Genomic DNA, 19,606 nt, shown 5'->3' with positions numbered 1-19,606 from the left:
TGAACAGTTGGGCGCGCAGGGGTTGCTCGTGCACCGCGATCAACGGCCCAACTCGATGGCCACGCGGTGCGATTGGCCGTCGTCGCGCAGCGGGATCAGGCAGGGATCAACGTCCAGGATCCCGCCGTCGAGTTCGCAACGTGTGATGCCGCGGCATGCACCGTTCGGGTTGGCGACTTCGATCAGATAGCGGCTGCCGCCGTGGCGGTACTCGATCGAGAAGCCCGGCCACACCCGTGGAATGCAGGGATCCAGGCGCAGATGCGCGCCCTGCAGGTGGAAGCCCAGGACCGCTTCCAGCCCGGCCCGGTACAGCCAGGCGCCGGACCCGGTGTACCAGGTCCAGCCGCCGCGGCCGACGTGCGGCTCGACCGAATACACGTCGGCGACCGCGACATAGGGCTCGACCTTGTAGCGGTCCACGCCTTCGGGCGTGGATGCATGGTGGACGGGATTGATCAGCGAGAACAGTTCGAACGCGCGGTCGCCGTCGCCCATCTTCGCGAAGGCGAAGATCGACCACTGCGCGCCGTGCGTGTACTGGCCGCCATTTTCGCGTAGGCCCGGTGGATAGGCCTTGATGTAGCCGGGGTCGTGCTCGGTGTGCTGGAACGGCGGGGTGAACAGCAGCGCGACCTTCTCGTCGCGCAGGATCAGCTGCCGGTGGACCTGCTCCATCGCCGACTTCGCATGCGCCGGATCGCCGCCACCGGCGATCACGCTCCACGACTGGGCGATGGTGTCGATGCGGCATTCGTCGCTTTCGTGCGAGCCCAGCGGCGTGCCGTCGTCGTAGTAGCCGCGACGGTACCACTGGCCGTCCCAGCCGCCGTCGTCCAGGCCCTTGCGCACCGTGCTCGCGACATCTTCCCAGCGCGCTGCGCGCTCGTGCTCGCCGCGCGCCTTCGCGTATGGCGCGAACGCATCGATGGTGGCGCACAGGAACCAGCCCAGCCAGGAACTCTCGCCCCTGCCCTCCTCGCCAACGCGGTTCATGCCGTCGTTCCAGTCGCCGGTGCCGAACAGCGGCAGGTCGTGCGCGCCAAGCGTGAGGCTCACGTCGATGGCGCGTGCGCAGTGTTCGTACAGGCTGGCATCGCTGTCCGCGGTCGTGGGCCGGAAGTAGGCTTCGTCTTGCCCGGGCTCGAGCTGCGGGCCTTCGATGAAGGACTGGCGCGTATCGAGCACGTCGGTGTCGCCGGTGGCATCCATGTAGTGACAGGCGACGAACGGCAGCCACAGGCGGTCGTCGGTCATGCGCGTGCGAATGCCCTCGCCGCTCGGCGGCAGCCACCAGTGCTGCACGTCGCCTTGCTCGAACTGGCGGCCCGCGGCACGCAGCAGCTGCGCGCGCGCTTCCCCGGGGCGTGCGATGCAGGTGGCCATCACGTCCTGCAGCTGGTCGCGGAAGCCGTAGGCGCCGCTGGCCTGGTAATACCCGGTGCGCGCCCAGACCCTGCAGCACAGCGCCTGGTACAGCAGCCAGCGGTTGAGCAGCAGGTCCATCGCCCGGTCGGGCGTGCGCACCTGCACGGTGCCGAGGATGTCGTCCCACTGCGCGACGGCTGCCTGCAGGACGGCGTCGAGGTCCGCCTCGCGGTAGCGGCGCACCAGCTCGCGCGCGGCGCCGGCGTTGATCGCGTCGCCGAGCAGGAGCACGATCTCCTCTTCGCCATCGGCGGACAGTTCGAAGCGGGTTTGCAGCGCGCCGCAAGGATCCAGCCCGGCACCGTTGCGTCCGGACAGCGCTTCGCCTCCCTGGAGTGCCGCCGGCGCGGCCAGGTTTCCCCGCCGGCCGAGGAATTCGAGGCGATCGCCGCTGTGCGCGTGCTGGCGGCCACGCAGGTCCATGAACGCCACGCGTTCGCCAAACTCCGCGCGCCAGGCGTTGGCGGCGAACAGCGCGCCGGTGTCCCGGTCCAGAGAGGTCGCGACGAACGGCGCCGGCTGCGAGCCGTTCGGCCCCAGCGCCCACTGTACGAAGGCGGTCACCGACAGCCTGCGCGTGCGCCCCGAGCGGTTGCGCAGCCGCAGGCGCGAGATCTTCAGGCCATCGTCGACCGGCACGTACTGCAGCAGGTCGAGCTCGATGCCATGTTCGGCGTGCTCGAAGCGGCTGTAGCCGTGGCCGTGGCGCGCGACGTACTCGCCATCGTCGCCGCAGCGCGGCAGCGCGGTGGCGGTGAACAGCCGGCCATCCTCGTCGTCACGCACGTAGAGCACGTCCTGCGGCGGATCGGAGACCGGATCATTTGTCCACGGCGTGATCGGGTTGCGCTGGCTGTTGCGCGACCACGCGTAGCCACCGCCGGCCTCGGTGGCGGTGAAGCCGAAGTCCGGATTGGCGACGACGTTGAGCCATGGCATCGGCGGCAGCGCGCCGTTGCGGATGATCGTGACGTACTCGCGCCCGTCTTCGGCGAAGCCGCCGTGGCCGTTGAAGAACTCCAGGGTCGCCTCGATGCCGCCGCCCGATCCCCGCGACGGCGACCCGGCGGCCGCAGTCGGCTGGCGGGCGGCATTGTGCGGCAGGTCTGTCCCTGTCGCGGCCGGCAGCGCATCCACCTGTGCCGCGAAGCCACCGTCGCGCTGGTCGAGGGCAATCGCGGCCGCCGTCGCCAGCCCGGCCTGCAGTGCATCTGGCGCCTCGTCGGCGCGGAGTACGAACAGGTTCTGCCTGCCGCCCGGCGGCGGATTCCGCGTCGCGTGCCCCGTGAAGCGATCCTGCAGCGCGTCGTACGCCGCCGCCGACCCGGCGACGGCCACAAGGTCGGCCTCGAGACCGTGTGCGCGCCAGTACGCTTCGGCGCGCAGGACGTCATCCGCGAGCGCCAGGCCGGTATCGTCGTTGATGCGCAGCAGAACGATCGGGCGATCGCCCGAAATGCCGCCGGCCCAGAGCGTGGGCGCGCCGCCCTCCCCCTTCCCCAGCGCCGCGGGTGCGGTGCGCAGCGTCGGATCCGGGTACAGCAGCGCGGCCGCGAGACGCTGGAAGCGCCGCGCCTGCGCCGCATCCAGGCCCAGGCGCGACAGCAGCGCGTGCGCTCGCTTCGACGCGTCCCCGGACGCCTGCGCGAAGGCATCCGCGCCGCGGAACCGATCGACCAGCGTGAGCGCCTCGTCGCGGCCAGCGGCCGCCACCGTCCACAGCTGCAGCGTGGCGGTGTCCCCGGGCGCGATGCGCACCCGGCGCCGCAGGCTGAACACCGGATCAAGCACGGTGCCGACCGTACCCGAAAGCGTCTCCGATTCGAGCGCCGCCGGGGCGCGCACGTCGCGGCCGCGGCCGATGAAGCGCGCCCGGTCGGTCTCCCACTGCGGTTCGCCGCCGTCGTCGCCTTCGACCTGCAGCCACTGCGCGGCACAGATCGACGGATCGCCTGGCGTGCGCACGCGACGCGTGGCAAGCAGCACGCGTCGGTCGGCCAACCACTCGGTGCGCACGAACATTTTAGAAAACGCGGGGTGCGCGGCATCGCCCTGCTGCGGCGCAAGCACCAGTTCGGCGTGGCTGGTCAGTTCGATGATGCGCTCGCGGTCGCCGCTGTTGCGCAGGCGGACGCACCGGACCTCCGCATCGGCATTGCCGGCGACGACGACCTCGGTGGTGGTTTCGATGTCGCCGTCACGGCGGCGGATGCCCGCGCGGCCATCGGTGAATTCCAGCGCATAGGTATCGGGCACGGCCCCGGTGGGCTGCAACCCGGCCGACCAGGTCGCGCCGCTGTCGACGTCACGCAGGTAGAGCCAGCAGCCGTGGTCGTCGCCTGTCGGATCGGCGCGCCATCGGGTGATCGCGCAGTTTCCGAGATGGCTGTAGCCGGAGCCCGCGGCGGTCAGCATCACGGTGTAGCACCCGTTAGATAGCAGCTGCAGTCGGGGCGCCTGAAGGAGGAGGCCGGGCGGCGTGCTTCCGGATGCCTGGTCTTGCATGGAACGAGGACTCCGGAAGGTGTCGTCCCCTTATTGCACGTTGGCGGTCACGGTGGGGTCAACGTCATGACCTGCTAACACCGCGGACCCTAGACTGCAGCCAACGTGCCGAAGACGATACAAAACAGCATCGCGGAGGCCGGCGACCCCTTGCTGGACCACTACCAGCGCGCCGCCTTCGGCTACTTCCTGCGGCACCGCAACCCGGTCAACGGCCTGTACGCCGACACCTCGCGCGAATGGTCGCCGGTCAGCATCGCGGTCGTCGGGTTCGCGCTGTCGACCTACCCGGTCGCGGTCGAACGCGGCTGGATCGGGCGGGCCGAAGCGGTCGAACATTGCGCCGCCGCGCTGCGCTTCTTCCGCGACAGCAACCAGGACGGCAGTCCAGGTTCCACGGGACACAAGGGCTTCTACTTCCACTTCCTCGACCGCGACACCGGCACCCGCGTCTGGCGCTGCGAGCTGTCGATGATCGACACGGCACTGCTGATCGTCGGGGCGCTCATGGCCAGCCGCTACTTCGATGCCGACACGCCCGACGAGGCGGAGCTGCGCGCCATTGCCGATGGACTGTACCGCCGCATCGATTGGCGCTGGGCGCAAAACGGCGGCGAAACGATCATGCAGGGCTGGAAGCCCGAGTGCGGCTTCCTTCACTACGGCTGGGAAGGCTACAGCGAGGCGATCGTGCTGTACGTGCTTGCCCTGGGTTCGCCCACCTACCCGATCGGCGAGGACTGCTACCGGGCCTGGACCAGCACCTACCAGTGGGAGAATCTCTATGGCCACGGCTTCCTGTACGCCGGCCCGCTGTTCATCCACCAGTTCTCGCACGCGTGGATCGACTTCCGCGGCATCCGCGACAGCTTCATGCGCGGGAAGGCCTGCGACTATTTCGAGAACAGCCGTCGCGCCATCCATGTGCAGCGCGCCTATGCCTGCATCAACCCGCGCGGCCACCGGGGCTACGGGCAGGATTGCTGGGGCCTGAGCGCCTGCGAGGGACCGACCGACGAAGTACAGGGAGTGGATGCGGAGCCGCGGCACCTGTTCGGCTATGCCGCGCGCGGCGTGCCCTACGGGCCGGACGACGGCACCCTGTCGCCGCCGGCGGTGCTGGCGAGCGTGCCGTTCGAACCGGAACTTGCGCTCGAGGCCATCGGCACGATGTGCCGACGCCATCCGGAGATCGTCCACGAACACGGCTTCACCAGCGGCTTCAACGCCGACCTGCGCGACACGGACGGAAAGGCGTGGGTATCGCCCGGCCTGTTCGGGCTCGACCAGGGCATCATCGTGTTGATGCTGGAAAACCATCGGTCCGGCCTGCCCTGGGCGCTGATGCGTCGCTGCCGGTGCGTCGTCGACGGGCTGCGCCGCGCTGGCTTCGAAGGCGGCTGGCTCGATACCGCCGCGCGCGACGGGGAGCAAGGCTGATGCACCACCGCGACTCCGGCATCGGCACCGTGGTCGACCCGTTCGTCCGTGACGAACTGCGCGACAATCTGCGCCCGACCCGATGGCGCAATCCCAGGCCAGCCGAACGCTACGGGCTGGTCGTCGTCGGCGCCGGCGCCGCCGGCCTGGCGGCCGCGCAGGACGCTGCCGCCACCGGCGCGCGTGTTGCGCTGGTGGAGCGCGACCTGCTCGGCGGTGACCGCCTCAGCTTCGGCTGCGAGCCCTCCAAGGCCCTGGTGCGCACCGCCCGTGTGTACGCGGAAATGCGCGATGCCCGGAAGTACGGCGCCATCGCACCGCCACGGGTCGAGGTGGACTTCCACGCCGCGATGGAACGCGTGCTGCGGCTGCGCGCGCGCCTGAGCCGCGCCACCTCGCCGCGGATGTTGCGCGAAGCCGGCATCGACCTGTTCTTCGGCCATGCCATGTTCAAGGCCCCGGACCGGTTGGAACTGGACGGCGTGCAGCTGCGGTTCGACAAGGCGTTGATCGCGACCGGTGCCGAGCCCGACGTGCCCGACATTCCCGGCCTGCGCGACGTGGGCTACCTGACCAACGAAACGATCTTCGGCATCGCCGCCCTGCCCCGGCGGCTGCTGGTCATCGGCGGCGGCCCCCTGGGTTGCGAACTGGCGCAGGTGTTTCGCCGCTTCGGCAGCCGCGTGATCATCGTCCAGAACATGCCGCTGTTCCTGCCCCACGAAGAGCGCGATGCGGCGCAGATCCTGTCGGTGGCGTTCGCTCGCGACGGGATCGAGGTGCGCCTGAATACCGAGGTGACCGCCGTGCGCCGTGCCGGCGACGGGATCCACGCCGACCTGCGCACCGACGACTACGTGACAAGCGTGGTTGCCGATGCCGTGCTGGTCGGCACCGGGCGGCTGCCGCGCATCGACGACATGGGCCTGGAGGCGGCAGGTGTTGGACATGATGCGGTCGAGGGCATCCGGGTGGACGATCACCTGTGCACGGCAAACCCCGCGATCTACGCGGCCGGCGATGCCTGCATGGCCCACCGTTTCACCCATGTCGCCGTGGCCACTGCGCGCATGGCGGTGGCCAATGCCCTGCGCGGTGAACGGCAGCGCCTGGGCGATCTGGTGATTCCGTGGTGTACGTACACCGATCCGGAGATCGCACATGTGGGCCTGTACGTGCGCGAGGCCATGCTGCGCGGAATCCCCATCTCCACCAGCACGATCCCGCTGCACGCGGTGGACCGGGCGGTGCTCGACGGCGACGAGATCGGCTTCGTCAAGCTGCACGTCGCCGACGGCTCCGACCGCATCCTGGGGGCGACGATCGTGTCCCGCCGCGCCGGCGAGCTGATCGGGCAAGTTACCCAGGCGATGGTCAACGGCACCGGCGTGCGCGGGCTGGCGCGGGTCATCCACCCTTACCCCACCGAGTCGTCCGCGATCGGCGCGGCGGCGCGGGCCTGGTGCCTCGAGCATCCTGTGTCGCCAGGGGCGTGACGAGCAGCGCGGTTGCACAACGAGGAGGAAGACATGGAACTTGGCATGATCGGCTTGGGCAAGATGGGCGCGAACATGGCGCAGCGCCTGGTGCGCGGCGGCCACCGCGTGGTCGGTTTCGACCCGAAACCCGAGGCGCGCTCACTGGCCGAGGGCTTCGGCGCGGAGTCGGCCACCTCGCTGGAGGAGCTCGTCGGCAAGCTGTCGTCGCCACGCGTGGCCTGGATGATGGTGCCGGCCGGGGCCATCACCGGCAGCACGGTGGATGCGCTCGTCGAGCTGCTGGCGGCAGGGGACACCATCGTCGACGGCGGCAATTCCAACTACAAGGACACCGTGGATCGCGCGAGGGCCGTCGCCGGCAAAGGCCTGCACTACGTCGATTGCGGCACCAGCGGCGGCGTGTGGGGCCTGGCCGAGGGCTACAGCATGATGGTCGGCGGCGAAGCCGATGCGGTTGAGCGACTGCGGCCGGTGTTCGAGACGCTGGCGCCGGGCAAGGACCAGGGCTGGGGCCACGTCGGGCCGTCCGGGTCGGGGCACTTCACCAAGATGGTCCACAACGGCATCGAGTACGGACTGATGCAGGCCTATGCGGAAGGCTTCTCGATCCTCGGGCACAAGCAGGAATTCGGCCTCGACCTGCACCAGGTGGCCGAGATCTGGCGCACTGGCAGCGTCGTGCGCTCCTGGCTGCTGGACCTGACCGCTGACGCGCTGGGCAAGAACCCGACGATGGACGGCATCGCGCCGTTCGTGCCCGACTCGGGCGAAGGCCGCTGGACCGTGGCCGAGGCGATCGACCTCAACGTGCCGTCGCCGGTGATCACCCAGTCCCTGATCGCCCGCCTGCGCTCGCGCGACGGCGAATCGTTCGCCGACCGGCTGCTGTCGGCGATGCGCAACGAGTTCGGCGGGCATGCGATGAAGAAGGAATAGGCGCACCCGCCCCGCCCTGCGACGCCTCACGATTTCTTCTTCAACGCTCCGCCCTTGTGCACCGCGACGTGGTCGGTCTTGTCGCTCTTGATCTCGTACTGCGGATCGTCTTCGCTGCAATGCCGGGTATAGCCATGCCAGTTGAAGTCCTTGACGTGCACCTTGGTGATCTTGCCGCTGACATGACCGGCCTCGGAGTTCCACGTGACGTGGTCGCCAACCATGAAGTCGTGTGCCATCAGACTTTCTCATTTCCGAGCAGCGCACCGGCGCGTGCGCAGACGTTATCCACGGTGAACCCGTAGCGTTCCAGCATCTCGCTTCCTGGCGCCGAAGCACCGAAGCGGTCGACGCCCAGCACGTCGCCGTGGTCGCCGACGTAGCGGTGCCAGCCCTGCGGCGACCCCGCTTCCACCGCCAGTCGCGCAGGCACGGACGACGGCAACACGGATTCACGGAATTCCTGCGGCTGTTCGTCGAACAGCTCCCAGCACGGCATCGACACCGCGCGCGCGGCGACGCCTTCGCCCTGCAGTTTTTCCACGGCGGCCAGCGCGAGACCGGTTTCCGCGCCGGTGCCGATCACGATGACGTCGGGTTTGCCGCCTTCCGCATCGAGCAATACATAGGCGCCCTTGCGCAGGCCATCGGCCGATGCGTACTTGTCGCGATCAAGCGTGGGCACTTTCTGCCGCGAAAGCGCCAGCGTGACCGGCCGGTCGCGTGCTTCGATGGCCACGCGCCAGGCTACGGCCGTTTCGTTCGCATCCGCGGGCCGGATCACCAGCAGCCCCGGCACCGAACGCAGGCCTGCAAGTTGCTCCACCGGCTGGTGCGTCGGCCCGTCTTCGCCCAGCGCGATGCTGTCGTGGGTGAACACGTGCAGCACATGCAGGCGCATCAACGCGGCCAGGCGCATCGGCGGGCGCATGTAGTCGGAGAAGATCAGGAAGGTCGCGTCGTAGGGAATGATGCCGCCGTGCGCGGCCAGTCCGTTGCAGATGGTGCCCATCGCGTGCTCGCGAACGCCGAAGTGCAGGTTGCGGCCCGAATAACTCCAGCCGCCGCCGGCCGAGCCCTGCTCGTCCTCGCCCGGCGTGGCGCGCGGGTCGAAGTCGCCCAGGCCCTTCACCGCGGTGTAGGTCGAGGGATCGAGGTCCGCGGAGCCGCCGGTCAGCGCCGGCAGCTTCGGCGCGATCGCTGACAGCACCTTGCCGCCGGCTTCGCGCGTGGCCATGCCCTTGGCGTCCGCGGGGAACACCGGGATGTCCGCGTCCCAGCCGTCGGGCAATGTCGCTTCGAGGCTGGTGCGGAGCTCGCGCGCGTCATCGGCATAGGCATCGGCGTAGGTATCTAAACGTTGCTGCCACGCGTCCTGCCCGCGCTTGCCGCGGTCGAGTGCGGAGCGGAAGTGCGCCATCGCGTCGTCGGGCAGCAGGAACGCCGGCTGCTCGGGCCAGCCGAGCTTGCGCTTGGTCGCCGCCACGCCCTCCTCGCCCAGCGGCGAGCCGTGCGCCTTGTAGCTGTCCTGCTCCGGCGAGCCATAGCCGATGTGGGTGCGCACCAGCACCAGCGACGGCCGCGTGATCTCGTCGTGTGCCCGCTGCAGGGCCCGTTCGATCGCGGCCACGTCGTTGCCGTCGTCCACGCTTTCCACGTGCCAGTTGTAGGCGGCGAAGCGCGCGGCGCGATCCTCGGTGAAGGTGATGTCGGTGCCGGCGGCCAGGGTCACGCTGTTGTCGTCGTAGAGCACGTTGAGCTTGCCCAGCTTCAGGTGCCCGGCAAGCGATGCGGCCTCGGAGGCGACGCCTTCCATCAGGTCGCCGTCGCTGGCGATGACCCAGGTGCGGTGGTCGACGACGACGTGGCCCGGGCGGTTGTAGCGCGCCGCCAGCTGCGCCTCGGCCATCGCCATGCCCACGGCGTTGGCGAAGCCCTGCCCCAGCGGCCCGGTGGTGACTTCCACGCCCGGCGTGTGGCCGCGCTCGGGGTGCCCCGGCGCCTTGCTGCCCCACTGCCGGAACTGCTTGATGTCGTCGAGCGTCAGGTCGTAGCCGGTGACGTGCAGCAGGCTGTATAGCAGCGCCGACCCGTGGCCGGCGGAGAGCACGAATCGGTCCCGGTCCGACCACAGCGGATTGGCCGGGTTGTGCTTCAGGAATCGCTGCCACAGCACGTAGGCCATCGGCGCGGCGCCAAGCGGCAGGCCGGGATGGCCGCTGTCGGCCTTCTGCACCATGTCGACGGAAAGGAAGCGCAGCGTGTCGATGCAGCGCTGGTCGAGGGATGCGGATGCCTTGTCTGGTGCCATGATCCTGCTCCGGTGACTGGGTGGGAGCGGCCATGGCCGCGATGGCCTGCCTTGCGAACTGCATCGCGGCCATGGCCGCTCCCACAGGGGGATGCGGGTGTCTTCAGCTTTCGGCGAGCGCCGCATCGACGATGCCCTGCGCCTCGGCGAGGATCGCTTGCAGGTGATCGGGGCTCTCGAAGCTCTCGCCGTAGATCTTGTAGATGTCCTCGGTGCCCGACGGCCGTGCGGCGAACCAGCCATTGTCGGCGACGACCTTGATGCCGCCGATCGGCGCGCCGTTGCCAGGCGCCTTGTCCAGTACCTGGCGGATGTCGGCGCCCGCGAGCTTGTCGGCCTTCAGCTGCGCGGGCGAGAGCTTGCCCAGCAGCTCCTTCTGCTGTGCGCTGGCCGGCGCCTCAACGCGGTCAGAGAAGACCTCGCCGAGGGCCTCGCACAGCCCCCGGTAGTGTTCGGCCGGGTCGTGCCCGTGGCGCGCGGTGAGTTCGGCGGCGAACAGCGCCGGTGCGATGCCGTCCTTGTCGGTGGTCCAGACCGTGCCGTCGCGGCGCAGGAAACTGGCGCCCGCGCTTTCCTCGCCGCCCAGACCCAGCGAACCGTCGAACAGGCCGTCGGCGAACCATTTGAAGCCCACCGGCGTTTCGTACAGCCTGCGCCCGAGTCGCTTGGCGACGCGGTCGATCATGCTGCTGCTGACCACGGTCTTGCCCACGGCGGCGTTCGCGTCCCACTGCGGGCGGTGGTGGAACAGGTCGTCGACCATCGCGGCCATGTAGTGGTTCGACGGCAGCAGGCCCGCCTTCGTCACCACGCCGTGGCGATCATGGTCGGTATCGCAGGCGAAGGCGACGTCATAGCGGTCCTTCATCCCGATCAGCCGCTGCATCGCGTACGACGATGACGGGTCCATGCGGATCCGCCCGTCCCAGTCGAGGGTCATGAAGGCGAACGTCGGGTCGACCTGCTCGCTGACGACATCGAGATCCAGCCGATAGCGCTCGGCGATGCGCGCCCAGTAGTGCACGCCGGCACCGCCCAGCGGATCGACGCCCATGCGGATGCCCGAGCCGCGGATCAGGTCGAAGTCGAGCACCTTGGCGAGGTCGGCGACGTAGTGATTGAGGAAATCGTGTTCGCGCGTGGTATTCGCGGCGTGCGCCTGCGCCAGCGGCACGCGCGCCACGCCCTTGAGGCTCGCTTCTAGCAGCGCGTTGGCGCGGTCCTGCACCTGACGGGTGATCGCGGTGTCGGCCGGCCCGCCGTTGGCCGGGTTGTACTTGAAGCCGCCGTCGCCAGGCGGGTTGTGCGAGGGCGTGACGACGATGCCGTCGGCCAGGCGCGAGTCACGACCGCGGTTGTGGACGAGGATCGCATGCGACACGGCGGGCGTGGGCGTGTACTCGTAGCCCTGCGCGATCCGCAACTCCACGCCGTTCGCGGCCAGTACCTCCAGCGCGCTGTCGCGCGCGGGTGCGGACAGCGCGTGGGTGTCGATGCCGAGGAACAGCGGCCCGTCGACGCCCTGCGCCTTGCGGTAGTCGCAGATCGCCTGGGTGATGGCGAGCACATGGTGCTCGTTGAAACTGCCGTCCAGCGAACTGCCGCGGTGGCCGGAGGTGCCAAACGCCACGCGCTGCGCGGCGACCGACGGATCCGGCTTCACGTCGAAATAGGCGGCAAGCAGCTTGTCGATGTCGACGAGCTGCGCGGGCTGCGCCGGCCTGCCGGCCATCGGGCTGACATTCGTGTCCATGGCCACCTTGCTCAGCGACCGCCGGCCAGCGACCGCGCCTTGTCGGCGATGCGCTGCAGCAGCTGGTTCCAGGACTTGACGAAGGCGTCGGCGCCGTCGCGCTGCAGCTGCGCGGCCAGCGCATCGATGTCGACTCCGGCCGCGGCGATCTTCGCAAGCGTGGTGGCGAAGTCGCCGCCATCGTCGGCCAGCGCGCCGCGCACCTTGCCGTGGTCGGCGAAGGCATGCAGCGTCTTCTCGGGCACCGTGTTGATCGTGTCGGGTGCGGCCAGCGCTTCGACGTAGAGCGTGTCGGACGACTTCGGGTCCTTGGTGCCGGTGCTTGCCCACAGCAGGCGCTGGGGCCGCGCGCCCGCCGCGGCGAGCTTTTCCCAGCGATCCGAAGCCAGCAGATCGCGATAGGCGCGATAGGTCTGCTGCCCCACCGCAATGCCCAGGCGGTTGTGCAGTTCGTCCGGCAGTTGCTCCGCGCTGGCCCTGTCCCAGCGACTGATGAACAGCGAAGCGACCGAGCCCACCACCGGGTCCAGGCTGGCCTCGATGCGCCGCTCGATGCCGCGCATGTACGCGTCTGCCGCCGCGACGTACTGCTGCATGGAGAACAGCAGGGTCACGTTGATCGGCACGCCGGCGAAGATCGATTCCTCGATTGCCGACACGCCTTCCGGCGTGCCCGGGATCTTTACATACAGGTTGTCGCGCCCGGCCTGCGCGTGGATGCGCCTGGCGGCCTCGATGCTGCCGGTGGTGTCTGCGGCCAGCAGCGGCGAGAGCTCCATCGACACCCAGCCGTCGACGCCGCCGGTGGCATCGAACACGGGGCGGAACAGGTCCGCCGCCCGGCGCAGGTCCTCCAGCGCCAGCTCGACGAACAGCTCGGCGTCGCGCTTGCCGGCGGCGGATTTCTTGCCGATGCCGGCATCGTAGGCGTCGCTGTCGCCGATCGCCTGGTCGAAGATCGTTGGATTCGAAGTCAGGCCGGTGATCGCGTACTCGTCGATGTAGCGCTGCAGCGTGCCGTCATCGAGGATCTCGCGGGTGATGTTGTCCAGCCACAGGCTCTGGCCGAGCTCGCGCAGGGATTGCAGGTGGTTCATGACGACTCCTGTCGTGTCGATACGGATTCAGCGGTAGCGGGTTCAGGGGTGGCGGGCTCGCGGTCTAGCACGGCTCGCTCGTCTCGGGCTGCGGGTCGTGCCAGCCTTCGTCGTTGACTACGATTCCGGTCGCCGACGCCGGCCCCCAGCTGCCCGGCTCGTAAGACTCGACCGGCGCGTGCTCCTGCAGCACCGGATCCACGACTCGCCATGCCGCCTCCACCGCTTCGTCGCTGGTGAACAGGCCCGCGTCGCCGCGCACCGCATCGCCCAGCAGGCGCTCGTAGGGCGATTTCTCGTCGACGTGCTGGTGGCGCGCGGTCAGCTCGACGGCCTCGCCGCGCATCAGGTCCCCGGCGCGTTTGACCCGCACACCGGTCGAGATCACCACTTCCGGGCTCAGGCGCAGGCGGAAATAGTTTGAATGCGCCGGCTGGCTCTCGTCGAAGATCGACAGCGGCGGGCACTTGAGGTCCACCATCACCTGGGTCGAGGTGATCGGCAGGCACTTGCCTGCGCGGATATAGAACGGCACCCCCGCCCAGCGCCAGGTGTCGATGTACAGGCGCAGCGCGGCAAAGGTCTCCACGTCCGAATCCTTCGCCGCCCCCGGCTCGTCGCGATAGCCGCGGAACTGGCCGCGCACCAGCTCGCCGGGCTCCAGCGGGCGCATGGCGCGGAACAGGCGCAGCTTCTCCGCCCGGATCGACTCGGGATCGCCGCCGATCGGCGCGTCCATCGCCAGCAGCGCGACCACTTGCAGGAGGTGGTTCTGGACCACGTCGCGGATCGCGCCTACGCCGTCGTAGAAGCCGCCGCGGCCCTGCACGCCAAAGGCCTCGGCCATGGTGATCTGCACGTTGTCGACGTACTCCCGGTTCCACAGCGGTTCGAGAAAGGCGTTGGCGAAGCGGAAGTACAGCAGGTTCTGTACTGCTTCCTTGCCCAGGTAGTGGTCGATGCGGAAGAGCGAGGATTCCGGGAACACCTCGTGCAGGGTGGCGTTGAGCACCCGGGACGAGGCCAGGTCGCGGCCGAAGGGCTTCTCGACCACCACCCGCGCGCCCCGTGCGCAACCGCTGGCGCCCAGCGCGCGGACCACGGTCCCGAACAGGCTCGGCGGGATGGCCAGGTAGTGCAGCGGCCGCTGCGCGGCCCCGAGTTCCCTGCGCAGGCGCTCGAAGGTGCCGGCGTCGGTGTAGTCGCCGTCGATGTAGCGCAGCTGTGCGGCAAGCCGGGCGAAGGCGGCTTCATCCACACCGCCGTTGTGCACCAGGCTCTCGCGAGCACGTTCGCGCAGCTGGTCGACCGTCCAGCCGGCGCGGGCCACGCCGATCACCGGCATGTCGAAGCGGCCGCGCGCGACCAGCGCCTGCAATGCCGGAAAGATCTTCTTGTAGGCAAGGTCACCGGTGGCGCCGAAAAGCACGAATGCGTCGGAAACGGAAGTCAAGCGGACTCCTGTCCTGGGTGCGGTGCGCCCGCCATGCTACTGGGCCCCGGGTTAATGCCGGGTCATCGCCGGGGCGCCCGCCCAGCGCCGCAGCCTCATGCACCAGAGTTCGGCCAAGGTCAACTCCGGCACCGACGCAGTCGGCCTGGTGCATCGCACCGTTCAGACAGGGGCGGCTTCAGGCACCAGCGACGACTGTTCAAAGCACTCGATGAACAATTCGGTCAGAACCCGTACTTTCCGCCCGCCAGGCGCCACCCGAGGGTCAGCGGTCACAGAGCGCTCGTCACAGACCGACGCGGTATGCGGCATGGTCGGGAACCTTGGCAGATGGCGTGCTGCTCGGAGTTCTCCCGCTTGGCCGCGGGCACGCAAGTTGCGACCGCTGGGAGTTCAACATGGTCAGCACCTTCAATAAACGCGACGCAGATCGTGCACATTTGAAGGACCTTCACGGATATCTCCCGCTTGCGGGACTACTTTTGCATGACCTTTCTCGGTGACTCCGGGCACGAACCAAAAATCATGTCCCGCGAACCGATCAATGACTTGCCGCGCGCCACCCAGCTGGTGCCCCCCACCCGTGACCCGGATCGACTGATGATCATCGAGGGATCGGATCAGGTTCCGCGCGCAACCCTGCTCAAGCGTTTTCCAGTACCCCGCAATATGGGGGTAGCCCCCGAATCGCGTATCGAGAACGGCAAGACGTGGCCGGTGCCTGTCGGCGCGACGCGAACCAAACGGTTCCAGATCTACCGCTACGATCCAGATTCCACCGCCAATCCGCGCCTGGATACGTTTGAAGTCGATCTCGACGACTGCGGCCCAATGACGTTGGACGCACTTTTCTGGATCAAGAACAAGGTCGATCCAACCCTTACGTTCCGGCGCTCATGCCGCGAGGGCATCTGCGGCTCCTGCGCCATGACCATGGATGGCACGAACTGGCTCGCCTGCATGCGATTCATCACCGACCTGGCTTCGCCAGCAACCATCTATCCACTGGCGAACATGCCGGTCGTCAAAGATCTTGTTCCGGATCTCACGCATGTGTTCGCGCAATACACCGCGATCGAGCCATGGCTCAAGTCCCGAACGCCAGAACCCGAGCGCGAACGACTTCAATCGGTGGAGGAACGTCGCAAACTCGATGGCTTTTACGAGTGCATTCTGTGTTTCTGCTGCACGTCGGGCTGCCCCAGTCATTGGTGGAATGGCGACCGTTTCCTGGGCCCTGCGGTACTGCTCCAAGCTTGGCGTTGGCTTGCCGACAGTCGTGACGACGCAGCGGATGAACGGCTCGACGCACTCGATGACCCCTTCCGTCTTTACCGTTGCCACACCATCCTCAACTGCACCCGGACGTGTCCGAAGGGCCTGAACCCGGGCAAGGCCATCGCGGAGATCAAGCGGCAGATGATCGAGCGCAGGGGCTGACGGCGGACCTCATGGAAAAACCGTCAAATCCTGTGCGGAAACGACCGATGCCCCGATCTCCCAATATCCAGATCTATCGCCCGCAGCTGACTTCGGTCCTGTCGATCGTCAATCGCATCACCGGCGTCATGCTGAGCGTGTGTGCCATCGTGTTGGTGCTCTGGTTGCTCGCTGCCGCATCAGGACCGGGCCCCTATAGCCTCGTACAAAGCGTTATCGACTCCTGGGTCGGCCAAGCCCTGTTGGTGGCAGCCACCCTGGCGTTCTTCTTGCATCTTTGCGGAAGCATCCGCCATCTGCTTTTCGATGCCGTGCAGGGATTCGAGCTGCGTTTCATCTATCTGTCCGGCTGGGCCGTGGTGGTGGCGAGTGTGGTGTTGACGCTGTTGGCCTGGGTGCTCGCCATGCTCTTGAGAGGGAGCTAGGACATGGGCAGTCACGACATGCGATCCCCCGTGGCCCGTGCGGTCGGGCTAGGATCGGCGAAGGCGGGCGTCGAGCACTGGTGGGCCCAGCGCGTTTCAGCCGTGGCGCTCATCCCGCTCACGCTCTGGTTCGTCGCGTCGCTCATCGCGCATACCCACAGTGACCACGCCACCTTCCTGGCGTGGTTGAGGGCACCATTGAATGCCGTTGCAATGATCCTGTTGCTGCTGGCGTTGTTCCATCACACTGCACTCGGTCTGCAGGTGGTCATTGAGGACTACATGCACTCACGTGCCAGGTTCGCAGTGCTGGTAGCGATGCGTCTGACCTGTCTCGCATTGGCCGTTGCCGGTGCCATGGCCACCCTGCAAATAGTCTTCAAATGAACGCGAGCGTGAACCCGGAGGAGCACCATGATATTCATTGAAGCATCGCTGCCTGTAGCGCGCGAGCGGCTCGTCATGCTTGCCGACGACGCGCAACTCATTGAGGCCGCCAAACTCTTGCGCAATACCGGGACCGACCTTGTGGTGATTTGCGACGTGAATGGTGTGCTGGCGGGCGTCGTGACCAAGACCAACGTCGTCGACCAGATCAGCCGATGCCAAGGATGCGGCTGCACCACTGCGGTTTCATCTGTAATGGTGCGCGATGTTCTTGCTTGTCAGCCAGGAGATCGGATGGACGAAGTGTGGTCGAAGATGAAAACGCGTGGCTTGAAGAACGTTCCGGTGACAGACGAGGATTCCCGGCCAATGGGAGTGCTCAATGCCCGCGATGCGCTGCAAGCGCTCATGCAGGAAGTCGAGTACGAGGAATCGCTGCTTCGAGACTATGTGATGACCGTCGGTTACCACTGAATCCAGTGTACGAGCCTTGCTGCTTCGGAGCTTTTTATGTCCGAAGTGCCTCCTCTGACGAATGCGGAACTATCGCAACTGCACTGCCATTGATTGGGCTGGCTACAGCACATCGGCCTTTTTCATGCATCCTGCCGATCCTCAGCCCCTTCGGCGGTAATCCCCCCCCATTTTCAGCAGTCGCAAAAAGTGGAGCTATTCGGCATTCATGGGTCATGTTGCCGGGTTGATGGGCCTGGGAGTGAATACGCCGAAGGGTGCGTGCAAGGGACATGCCGACCGTCGTCAGGCCACTGGGCCCAGGCTGCGGCGAGCCTTGGATCAGGGGCGTGCCAGCCAACTGGCCGCTTGTGCGATTCGCCCGCGTCTATCCGGGAAACCGCGGGGAACAATGCCATGCGCTTCTCACTCTTTCTGCTCGCGCTGTTGCTGCCACCACCCGTGCTGGCCCAGTCCTATCAGGGGCCGATCATCGACGTGCACCTGCACGCCGGCCCAGCCGCTCCCGGTGCGCCGAACCCCGCGACCGGCAAACCGACAACCGCGAACACCGATGCCGATCGGCAGCGCCTCACGCTCGAAGCCATGCGCGAGCACAACATCGTGCTCGGTCTCGCCAGTGGACCCGATCCCCACATGGCCGCCCTCCGCCAGGTAGGCGGCGATGCGATCTGGGCCGGGGCCTTCCTCGATGACGGTCGCACTCCCCTGCCCTCGTCCGAGGTCGTGCGGGCTGCATTCGCCAGCGGCGATCTGAAGGTGCTGGGCGAGATAGGCGCGCAGTATCACGGGCTCAACCCGAGCGATCCGTGGTTCGAGCCTTACCTTGCGCTGGCCGAGGAGTTCGACATTCCCGTCGGCATCCACACCGGGCTCGGACCGCCCGCAACGCCGTACGGCTGCTGCCCGGACTTCAGCGTGGAGCTCGGCAACCCGAAGCTGCTGGAGCCGATGCTGAAGCGCCATCCCAAATTACGTGTGTGGCTGATGCACGCCGGCTGGCCCTACCTGCAGGAAACCAAGGCGCTGATGTACGTCTATCCGCAGTTGCATGCAGATGTGTCGGTGATCAACTGGATCATTCCGCGGCAGGAGTTCCACGACTATCTGCAGGCATTGATGACCGCAGGCCTGGGCGATCGCCTGATGTTCGGGTCCGACCAGATGGTGTGGCCGGAGGCGATCGGCCTTGCTGTTGACGGCGTTGACAGCGCGAGCTTCCTGACGCCAGAGCAGAAGCGGGCGATCTTCCACGACAACGCGGCGCGGTTCCTGAAGCTGCCGGTTCGCGACTGATCGCGATGCCGGGCGCGACCAGCCCCGTGCATACTCCACTGCATGATCGCGCTTGAACTGCAGGGTACGCTCGAGTTCCACCGCAGCCTAGTCCTGGTCCTGGACCTCTGCGGCACGTTCGCGTTCGCGGTCAGCGGCGCGACGGCCGCGGCGCGCCAGCGCCTGGATCTGTTCGGTGTACTCGTGGTCGCCTTCGCGGCCTCCACCTTCGGCGGCATCAGCCGCGACGTGCTGATCGGCGCCACGCCGCCAGCGGTGTTCCAGGACTGGCGCTACCTCGCAGTCGCCTTGGCGGCGGGCGTGATCGCCTTCTACTGGTCGAGTGCGGTCGAACGGCTGCGCAATCCCGTGCGGATGCTGGATGCCGTCGGGCTCGCGTTCTTCGCCGTCGCCGGCACGCAGAAGGCGCTGGTGTTCGGGCTCAGTCCGGTGATGGCCGCGCTGATGGGCATGCTCACCGGCATCGGTGGCGGCATGGCGCGGGACATCCTGCTGGCGGAGGTGCCGGCGGTGCTGCGCGCCGAGCTGTACGCGGTGGCGGCGCTTGCAGGGGCCGGAATCGTGGTGGTCGGCACGATGCTGGAAGCACCGGTGCTGCTGACCGCCATCCTTGGCGGCCTGGTCTGCTTCGGCCTGCGGATGGCGGCGCTGCGTTGGGGCTGGCAACTGCCGATGGCGCGTGGCGCGCAGCCACCGGATGACGGGAACCGCTAAACTGGCGACCGTGCGCACCCACGCCCTGCCCCTGCAGATCCTGCTGGCCCTCGCCCTGGTCCTGAACGGGATCGGGGGCGCGATGGCGGGCGTGCTCGCCGCGCTGCCGACGCCGGCGTCGCTGCAGCACGCTGCGGTAGATCGTGCCCCCGTCGAGCCGGGACAGCACGCCGATTGCGCCGATCAGGATCGCGGCGTTGCCGCCGCAGAGATTGAACTGCCTGCGTCGGACTGCCATTCCGTCACCGGGTCCGATTGCGGCGACAGCCCTCAGTGCCGGCAGGCCTGCATGCATGCGTCGGTCGCGATGGCACCGCTCCTGCTGGTGGGCGTCATCCAGCCGGCGGTGGATGCGGTCCTGCATCGCCTCGACTCCGGCCATCCGGCACCGATGCTGCCGAGCGCGATCCGGCCTCCCATCGCCTGACCGCAGCGCGTTCGCGCGCTT

The 19,606-nt window shown here is 67.8% G+C and carries 16 protein-coding genes; 10 read left to right on the top strand and 6 right to left on the bottom strand.

Going from position 1 to position 19,606, the window contains the following annotated elements; genetic code table 11:
• Nucleotides 1-39 precede the first annotated feature (39 nt).
• Entirely contained in the window at nt 40-3,933 is a 3,894-nt protein-coding gene (locus tag ACW5E8_RS05705) for a GH36-type glycosyl hydrolase domain-containing protein (protein WP_456964502.1), read from the bottom strand.
• A gap of 105 nt (nt 3,934-4,038) precedes the next feature.
• Here ACW5E8_RS05705 and ACW5E8_RS05700 point away from each other — a divergent pair, with 105 nt between their 5' ends.
• From ACW5E8_RS05700 to gnd, 3 genes are read left to right on the top strand one after another with little or no spacing between them, the layout of a single operon-like run.
• Nucleotides 4,039-5,373 carry a glucoamylase family protein gene (locus ACW5E8_RS05700; RefSeq protein WP_456964501.1) on the top strand — a complete coding sequence of 445 codons (1,335 nt, stop codon included), beginning with the start codon at nt 4,039-4,041 and terminating at the stop codon, nt 5,371-5,373.
• Nucleotides 5,373-6,869 carry a mercuric reductase gene (locus tag ACW5E8_RS05695; RefSeq protein WP_456964500.1) on the top strand — a complete coding sequence of 499 codons (1,497 nt, stop codon included), beginning with the start codon at nt 5,373-5,375 and terminating at the stop codon, nt 6,867-6,869. Before ACW5E8_RS05700 ends, ACW5E8_RS05695 begins: the two co-directional genes overlap by 1 nt.
• A gap of 33 nt (nt 6,870-6,902) precedes the next feature.
• A complete protein-coding gene (gnd, locus tag ACW5E8_RS05690; protein ID WP_456964499.1) occupies nt 6,903-7,808 on the top strand; it encodes a phosphogluconate dehydrogenase (NAD(+)-dependent, decarboxylating) in 906 nt (301 codons plus the stop codon).
• 26 nt (nt 7,809-7,834) lie between these two features.
• Here gnd and ACW5E8_RS05685 read toward each other — a convergent pair whose 3' ends face one another.
• The 5 genes from ACW5E8_RS05685 to zwf form a co-directional block, all read right to left on the bottom strand.
• Entirely contained in the window at nt 7,835-8,047 is a 213-nt protein-coding gene (locus ACW5E8_RS05685; RefSeq protein ID WP_456964498.1) for a DUF2945 domain-containing protein, read from the bottom strand.
• Complete coding sequence (gene tkt / locus ACW5E8_RS05680) at nt 8,047-10,119, bottom strand: transketolase (RefSeq protein ID WP_456964497.1); 2,073 nt, start codon at nt 10,117-10,119, stop codon at nt 8,047-8,049. The genes ACW5E8_RS05685 and tkt overlap by 1 nt, the downstream gene beginning before the upstream one ends.
• Before the next feature lie 103 nt (nt 10,120-10,222).
• Entirely contained in the window at nt 10,223-11,872 is a 1,650-nt protein-coding gene (gene pgm / locus ACW5E8_RS05675) for a phosphoglucomutase (alpha-D-glucose-1,6-bisphosphate-dependent) (RefSeq protein ID WP_456964496.1), read from the bottom strand.
• An 11-nt stretch (nt 11,873-11,883) separates the two neighbouring features.
• Nucleotides 11,884-12,969, bottom strand: coding sequence for a transaldolase (tal, locus tag ACW5E8_RS05670; protein ID WP_456964495.1), 1,086 nt, complete (start codon nt 12,967-12,969; stop codon nt 11,884-11,886).
• 64 nt (nt 12,970-13,033) lie between these two features.
• Nucleotides 13,034-14,422 carry a glucose-6-phosphate dehydrogenase gene (gene zwf / locus ACW5E8_RS05665; RefSeq protein ID WP_456964494.1) on the bottom strand — a complete coding sequence of 463 codons (1,389 nt, stop codon included), beginning with the start codon at nt 14,420-14,422 and terminating at the stop codon, nt 13,034-13,036.
• Between the two features lie 600 nt (nt 14,423-15,022).
• On the opposite strand from zwf, the gene ACW5E8_RS05660 reads away from it, so the two are divergent.
• The 7 genes from ACW5E8_RS05660 (at nt 15,023) to ACW5E8_RS05630 (ending at nt 19,585) form a co-directional block, all read left to right on the top strand.
• Nucleotides 15,023-15,862 (top strand): succinate dehydrogenase iron-sulfur subunit, encoded by an 840-nt coding sequence (locus ACW5E8_RS05660; protein WP_456965250.1) that lies wholly within the window; start codon nt 15,023-15,025, stop codon nt 15,860-15,862.
• A 47-nt stretch (nt 15,863-15,909) separates the two neighbouring features.
• Entirely contained in the window at nt 15,910-16,287 is a 378-nt protein-coding gene (gene sdhC, locus ACW5E8_RS05655) for a succinate dehydrogenase, cytochrome b556 subunit (protein WP_456964493.1), read from the top strand.
• A 3-nt stretch (nt 16,288-16,290) separates the two neighbouring features.
• Nucleotides 16,291-16,674, top strand: coding sequence for a succinate dehydrogenase, hydrophobic membrane anchor protein (gene sdhD, locus ACW5E8_RS05650; protein ID WP_456964492.1), 384 nt, complete (start codon nt 16,291-16,293; stop codon nt 16,672-16,674).
• A gap of 27 nt (nt 16,675-16,701) precedes the next feature.
• Nucleotides 16,702-17,148, top strand: a complete 447-nt coding sequence (locus ACW5E8_RS05645) for a CBS domain-containing protein (RefSeq protein WP_456964491.1) — start codon at nt 16,702-16,704, stop codon at nt 17,146-17,148.
• Between the two features lie 396 nt (nt 17,149-17,544).
• Nucleotides 17,545-18,444, top strand: a complete 900-nt coding sequence (locus tag ACW5E8_RS05640) for an amidohydrolase family protein (RefSeq protein ID WP_456964490.1) — start codon at nt 17,545-17,547, stop codon at nt 18,442-18,444.
• Between the two features lie 42 nt (nt 18,445-18,486).
• Complete coding sequence (locus ACW5E8_RS05635) at nt 18,487-19,158, top strand: trimeric intracellular cation channel family protein (protein WP_456964489.1); 672 nt, start codon at nt 18,487-18,489, stop codon at nt 19,156-19,158.
• The gene (locus ACW5E8_RS05630) at nt 19,142-19,585 is read left to right on the top strand and encodes a CopL family metal-binding regulatory protein (RefSeq protein WP_456964488.1); all 444 of its coding nucleotides are present in this window, start codon (nt 19,142-19,144) and stop codon (nt 19,583-19,585) included. The genes ACW5E8_RS05635 and ACW5E8_RS05630 overlap by 17 nt, the downstream gene beginning before the upstream one ends.
• The last annotated feature ends 21 nt before the right edge of the window (nt 19,586-19,606 follow it).

The organism is Luteimonas sp. A649, assembly GCF_054072735.1.
The sequence above is the reverse complement of the archived record's forward strand: the minus strand, read 5'-3'. Positions and strand labels throughout refer to the sequence as shown.